Raw genomic sequence first — 6,823 nt, 5'->3', positions numbered from 1 at the left:
CAGCCCTTAAATCAGCCAAACCTATGAACCGTCCAACTTTATGGGGTCAGTTCAGTTGCGGGGCTTTTTTATTTCGGGCCTTCTTATCTCAACACTATTCGGCAGCAGCGCGAATGCGAGCAGACAATTGGGTCATGTAGGCGCGCAGGACGGCGGGGCGTACCGGCTTGTGCTGAATGGTGATGTTGTGTTTTTCCGCCTCGTTGCGAACATCCGGCGTACGATCGGCGGTGATCAGAAGTGCAGGGATGTCGGTTTTGTAAAGCGTGCGGAGCAGCAGGATGGCACCAACACCGCTGCCATCGCCTAGGTGGTAATCGGCGATGATGAGATCAGGCGGCTGCGGTGACTTCACAGGCAGCACATCAAGAGCGGCAATTGAATCTGCCTGCGTCACATCGCATCCCCAACCACTGATCAACAGCGTCATGCCCTCAAGGATCTTTGGTTCGTTGTCGATACACAGCACACGCAACCCGCCGAGTGTCTGGTGCATGCCACTGGCAGAACCGGTTTGAAGGCTGGTGACGCTGCCTGTTTGCGAGGTGTCGCGTGGCAGGCAGACCTTGAATGTCGTGCCTTTGCTGAGTGTCGAGGAAAGCTGCACAGGATGGTTCAGGACGCGCGAAATGCGGTCAACGATAGACAGACCCAAACCCAGACCTGTTGCCGTTCTGGCGCCTTCCTCAAGGCGTGCAAACTCCTTGAAAACCGTCCTGAACTTCGAAGCGGGGATGCCGATGCCAGAATCCATCACTTGCAGAATGACATTGTCGCCATCACGGCGCACGCCAACCAGAATTTTGCCGGAGATCGTATATTTGATGGCGTTGGAAACAAGGTTCTGCACCAGTCGCCGCAACAGGTTGGGATCGGAACGCACCGAAAGCGACGTAGGCATCACCACCAGTTTGAGCTTCTTCTCACGAGCAATCGGCGCAAAGTCTGTCTCGATACGCCGCAGCAGGTCACTCAGCGCCACGGAAGCAAAGCGGGGTTTCATGGCGCCGGTATCAAGACGGGAAATATCGAGCACTGCCCCCAGAATGGTTTCCACCGATTCCAGCGATGAATCGATGTTCTGCACCAGCGTGCTATCTGCTGAGGTTCCAAGCCGCTCGACAAGTGCTGATGAATAGAGCCGGGCGGCATTGAGCGGCTGGAGAATGTCATGGCCGGCAGCAGCAAAAAACCGTGTCTTGCCCATATTGGCTTCATCGGCAAGGGCACGTGCTTCCGCCAGTTCACAGTTCACGCGCGTCAATTCGCTTGTGCGTTCTGCAACCCTTTGTTCAAGTGTTTCGTTCGCCTGTTGCAAGGCACGGCCGACAGCAACCCGCTCGGTGATATCGGTGAAGGTCGCAACGATACCGGTGTCCGGCATGGCGTTGGAGCGCACTTCGATAATCCTCCCGCTTTGCGACAGGACAATCGAAAATGGCATGTCGAGTGTCAGAAAATTGCCAATAAGCTGGCCTGAATCGCGGGATGTCACGTCACCGCGCTCCTGCAGCATAGCGACAATGTCGGAAAGCGGCAGGCCAACCCGGCCAAACTGTTCCGGCAGGTCGAGCAGGGTTCTGAAACGTCTGTTCCAGATGGTCAACTGATGGGAGCTGTCAAAAACCGCAATGCCCTGATCCATTTGCGCAAGCGCGGTTTGCAGCATGTCTTGATTATATTGCAGCGCCTCACTGGCCTGATCGAGCAGCCAGGCGGTATCTGCATTGGTGTCTTCGGCCTTTTGCAGGATAAGCGACAACACAAGCCGTGCCGATGAGGAGCCGATGGCACTGCCAAGCAACTGTTCGGAAAAATGGATCAGAGCCATATCGGCCGGCTGGTCGTCATCCAATTTTCGCCCGGCGGTTTTTTCATAGGTGGCAAGGGAACGCTGCATGCGTTCTTCACCGAGATAACGTGCCACCGCAGCTTTGAGGTCGCCAACGCTGACACGGGTTTTCCAGCCTCGCGTGGCAAATTGCGACCGTGAATGCCGCTTGACGAAAATGCCGGATTGAATGCGTTCCACTGGTCTTGGATTGCGCGACAATGAACCCAGAATAAAAGCCAAGCTGTTAATGATGAGGCTCAAAATGACCGAGTTGACAAGCGGATCATGGTTTTCCGGGCTGAACAGTGACAGGCCAGGAAACACAAAGCCGAGAATGCTTGCCGCAACACGCGAATAATCCGGGCCGCCAAGGCTTGGCAGAAACAGCAGGTAGGCCCAGACCAGGAAGCCAGAGACGAGACCGGCAATGGCGCCACGGGCATTGGCTCTGCGCCACAGAAGCCCGCCAAACAGCGATGGCGCCATTTGCGCGATCGCGGCAAAGGACAGAAGTCCGATCGAGGCAAGACCAGTCGTGCTGTCAGCTGCGCGGTAATAGGCATATCCCAAAAGCAGAACCGAAAAGATGGCGGTGCGGCGGATGTTGAGAAGTGTCTTGGCAAAATCGGCGCGATGCGTTGTGCGGCTCATCAGTTTGTGGCGCAGGAAAATAGGCATCACGATGTCGTTGGAGATCATGATCGACAAGGCCACGGATGCCACGATGACCATGGCGGTTGCCGCAGAAAACCCGCCGATAAAGGTGATCAGCGTGACAACAGGCATTTCTCTCATCAGCGGCAGTTGCAGTACGTAAAGATCGGCCTCTCCAGTGTTGCCGAGTGTAATTACGCCCGCCATGGCAATCGGTAAGACGAAGATGTTGATGGCGATGAGGTAAAGCGGCAATAGAAAACCCGCCATCCTCAGCTCTTCGCTGGTGCGGTTTTCAACAACCGTCACGTGGAACTGGCGTGGCAACATGATGATGGCGAAGGCCGACAGTGTGCTCAGAACAATCCAGCGACTGAGCGGGGTCTGATAAGTCAGCGCCGCCATGGCCTGCTCGTTTTGCCGGGTCAGTTCCCAAAGCTGCACGGGCCCGTCAAACAGGAAAAAGATAACGTAGATCCCAGCCGTACAGATCGCCAGCAGCTTGACAAGGGACTCCATGGAAATGGCAAGGATCAACCCGTCCTGGTGTTCCGTCGCATCGGTATGGCGCGTTCCGAAAATGATTGCAAAACCCGCCATCAACACGGTGACGATGAAGGCAAGGTCAAGGAAATAGAGGTTGCCACTGCCAATGCCGTAATCGGATGGATTGACCATCGCCGCGACGGAATTGGAAACCGCCTTGAGCTGCAGCGCGATGTAGGGAATTGCACCAATCAGCGAAATCAGCGCAACGATGATCGAAACGGCCGAGTTCTTGCCATAGCGTGCAGCAATGAAATCGGCGACCGAGGTCAGCTTTTCAGCCTTGGCAAGCTGCACGATGCGTTTGATGACCGGCATGCCAATGGTAAATGCCAGAACCGGACCGATGTAGATGGCAAGGAATTCCAGCCCGTGACTTGCGGCAAGGCCGACCCCGCCAAAATAGGTCCAGGACGTGCAGTAAATCGCCAGGCTGAGTGCATAGACAATGGGTCGCCCGCGTTTGGGAACACTTCGGCGGCGGCTGTTGCGGTCACCGAGACTGGCAACTGCAAACAACAGCAGGATATAGGAAAATGCCGCGACTAAGATTACCCAACCGGGAAGCACATGCCCTCCATCGCCCGGCAAAATGACAGGCTTTCATGATCCTCCGGGGCAAACCATAGGACAAATGCGCAAGGTTGGAAATTACTCTTTGGTCGTCAATGGTTTGGCGTTGATCATATAATTGCGCGTATAGATAGAGAAGCATTTAAACTTTGGTTTAGCATGTTATGATGAAGCAGTCTGGCGTTCGTTGGACTGATCTAACTGGGGACATCTTGAATGCTCAATGAATTCAAAACATTTATCGCCAGAGGTAACGTCATGGACCTTGCTGTCGGCGTTATCATCGGCGCGGCCTTCAACAAGATCGTTGAATCCGTCGTCAACGACCTCGTCATGCCTGTTGTCGGCGCAATCTTCGGTGGCTTTGACTTTTCGAACTACTTCTTGCCACTTAGCTCAAATGTAACTGCAGTATCGCTTGCAGCCGCTCGTGAGCAGGGCGCGGTTTTCGCCTATGGTAGCTTCCTCACCGTGGTCATCAACTTCCTGATTCTTGCCTGGATCATCTTCCTGATGGTCAAGGGCGTAAACAAGATACGCGCGAGTGTTGAGCGTCAGCAGGCGGCTGCGGAAGCCGCACCGGCGCCACCACCGGAAGACATCAAGCTGCTGTCGGAAATCCGCGATCTTCTCAAGGCACGCTGATCCTTTTCAGCCTGGCTGCCTCTCGATTTTTGGACCGGCCGGTTGCAGGGCTGGCCGGTTCTTGATCCATCACAAAATGCGATATGATCTTCACGTAATTTCCATGGAAGAGGGCAGGGTGATTGCGTAATAAAGGACAAACGGAGTGTGTCCTTTATGCCTTTATTGAATAGCTTGAGTGCCAGATCTCTCGCCGCACCTGCCAGCGGTATCATTGAAATCGTCAAATATGCTCGTGGCCGCGAAGGCCTGCTGCCTTTGTGGACGGGTGAAGGCGACTTGCCGACACCTGATTTCATCAGCAACGCCACGGTGGCAGCATTAAATGCCGGTGAAACCTTCTACACCTGGCAGCGCGGTATTCCGGAATTGCGCGATGCGCTTTCGCGTTATTACCAGCGCCATTTCTCCGTTTCCTTGCCGCAGGACAGTTTTCTGGTCACCGGCTCCGGCATGCAGGCCATTGCCCTTTCGGTTCAGGCCCTGACATCGCCGGGCGACGAGATGATCTATCTCACCCCGACCTGGCCGAATATCGTCGCAGCCATTGGTGTTGCCGGCGCAAGTGCCGTCGGCGTCGGTATCGATTTTGCCGATGGAAAATGGTCGTTGGACATTGGCAAGATCGAAAAGGCCATCACGCCCAAGACCCGTGCACTGTTCATCAACACGCCGTCCAACCCGACCGGTTGGGCAGCCACCCATGAAGACCTCACCAATATTCTGGCGCTGGCCAGAAAACACGGTCTCTGGATCATTGCTGACGAAATCTACGCCCAATATTATTACGGCGAGGGTCGCGCTCCATCGTTCTTTGATGTCATGGACGAAGGCGATCGCATTATTTTTGCCAACTCCTTCTCCAAGAACTGGTCGATGACCGGATGGCGCGTTGGCTGGGTGGTCGCACCGCCGGAAATCGGCCAGGTGATCGAAAACCTCATTCAATATTCCACCTCAGGCGTTGCGCAATTCATGCAGCGTGGTGCGGTAGTGGCGCTGGATGAGGGTGATGACTTCGTGCAGCAGAACTTTGAGCGCGCACGTGTGTCGCGTGACATTCTTTGCGACGCATTGATTGCCACCAACCGGGTGGAAACGCTGAAGCCGGATGGTGCACTCTACGCATTCCTGAAAATCGACGGTGTCACCAACAGCCGCGAAGCGGCGTTTGATATCGTCGATAAAACAGGTGTCGGCCTTGCGCCGGGAACCGCATTTGGCAAGGGTGGAGAGCTGTTCCTGCGCGCCTGCTTCCTGCGCAATCCCGACCAGATCCGCGACGCTGCGGACCGCCTGTCGTCCTATATTTTGAGCCGTTAAGGCGGCTCATTAAAATTTTATCGGTTTTGAAAACGGCTTGTAAGCAACGTTATTTGAATTACTTGTCGTTTTCTACCGGTGAACCCTCAGCGTAATGAATAGTGAACAGTTGAATGGTTTTGTGCTTCCAACAAAAAGAAACAGGGAAGTACATAAATGTCTGTTCTGGTTACGGGTGGAGCTGGTTACATCGGCAGCCATATGGTCTGGGCACTGCTGGACGCAGGTGAAGACGTTATCGTTCTGGATCGCCTTTCGACCGGCTTTCGCTGGGTTGTCGCGCCGCAGGCGCGTTTCTACCTCGGTGATGTCGGCGATACCGCACTGCTGAACCAGATTTTTTCCGAGAACGACATCGACACCATCATGCATTTTGCAGGATCGGTGATTGTGCCGGATTCCATTTCCAGCCCGCTTGATTATTACGAGAATAACACCAGCAAGACCGGAACCCTGGTGTCCACGGCGCTCGCCCATGGCGTGAAGAACATCGTTTATTCGTCAACGGCTGCCGTTTATGGCAACCAGCATGTCGATGGTCCTGTCGCTGAAACTGCCATTCTTAGCCCAGAAAACCCGTATGGTCTTTCCAAGCTGATGTCGGAAATCATGCTGCGTGATGCCGCTGCCGCCCATGATCTGCGCTACGTTGCCTTGCGTTATTTCAACGTCGCTGGCGCGGACATCCACGGCCGTACCGGCCTTTCCGCTGAAGGGGCAACGCACCTGATCAAGGTTGCCTGTGAAGCCGCCACTGGTCGGCGTGACCACGTCAATGTGTATGGTCTCGATTACGACACACATGATGGCACCGGCGTGCGTGATTACATCCACGTCAACGATCTGGTTGATGCCCATATCCGGGCGCTTGTGTATCTTCGTGCCGGGGGGCAGCCGCTGGTTGCCAATTGCGGTTACGGCCACGGTTATTCGGTCATGGACGTCATTTCTGCGGTCCAGCAGGAATATGGCCGTTCGATCAAGATTGACTATTGCTCGCGTCGCCCTGGCGATGTCGCCAGCATGATTGCGGATTCATCCGTCGCAAAATCCGTGCTTGGCTGGCAGCCGCGTTATGATGATCTCAACCTGATCATTCGCACGGCATTGGCATGGGAAGCCACGCTTGAAGAACAGCGTGCAGGCGAGCTTGGCACGATTCAGCAAAAGCTGGCCGTCGCGGGTTATCGCTGATCTTCAGCCCGGCGCCGCCTTATGGGCGGGTTGATGCCGGAAGGGCATGTCCTT

4 protein-coding genes are annotated in these 6,823 nt (G+C 54.9%); 3 read left to right on the top strand and 1 reads right to left on the bottom strand.

Annotated elements, in window-relative coordinates:
• Positions 1–94 precede the first annotated feature (94 nt).
• Complete coding sequence (locus RT613_RS17070) at positions 95–3,604, bottom strand: PAS domain-containing hybrid sensor histidine kinase/response regulator (RefSeq protein WP_313617235.1); 3,510 nt, start codon at positions 3,602–3,604, stop codon at positions 95–97.
• A 219-nt stretch (positions 3,605–3,823) separates the two neighbouring features.
• Here RT613_RS17070 and mscL point away from each other — a divergent pair, with 219 nt between their 5' ends.
• The 3 genes from mscL to galE all read left to right on the top strand — a co-directional run bounded on the left by mscL (position 3,824) and on the right by galE (position 6,769).
• Complete coding sequence (gene mscL, locus RT613_RS17065; protein WP_313617233.1) at positions 3,824–4,252, top strand: large conductance mechanosensitive channel protein MscL; 429 nt, start codon at positions 3,824–3,826, stop codon at positions 4,250–4,252.
• 156 nt (positions 4,253–4,408) lie between these two features.
• Complete coding sequence (locus tag RT613_RS17060; protein ID WP_313617231.1) at positions 4,409–5,575, top strand: pyridoxal phosphate-dependent aminotransferase; 1,167 nt, start codon at positions 4,409–4,411, stop codon at positions 5,573–5,575.
• Positions 5,576–5,731: 156 nt separating this feature from the next.
• Positions 5,732–6,769, top strand: coding sequence for a UDP-glucose 4-epimerase GalE (galE, locus tag RT613_RS17055; protein WP_313617229.1), 1,038 nt, complete (start codon positions 5,732–5,734; stop codon positions 6,767–6,769).
• The last annotated feature ends 54 nt before the right edge of the window (positions 6,770–6,823 follow it).

It is taken from the genome of Agrobacterium sp. (assembly GCF_032092815.1).
GTDB lineage: Bacteria > Pseudomonadota > Alphaproteobacteria > Rhizobiales > Rhizobiaceae > Agrobacterium.
This window is presented reverse-complemented; position numbering and strand designations above follow the sequence as displayed.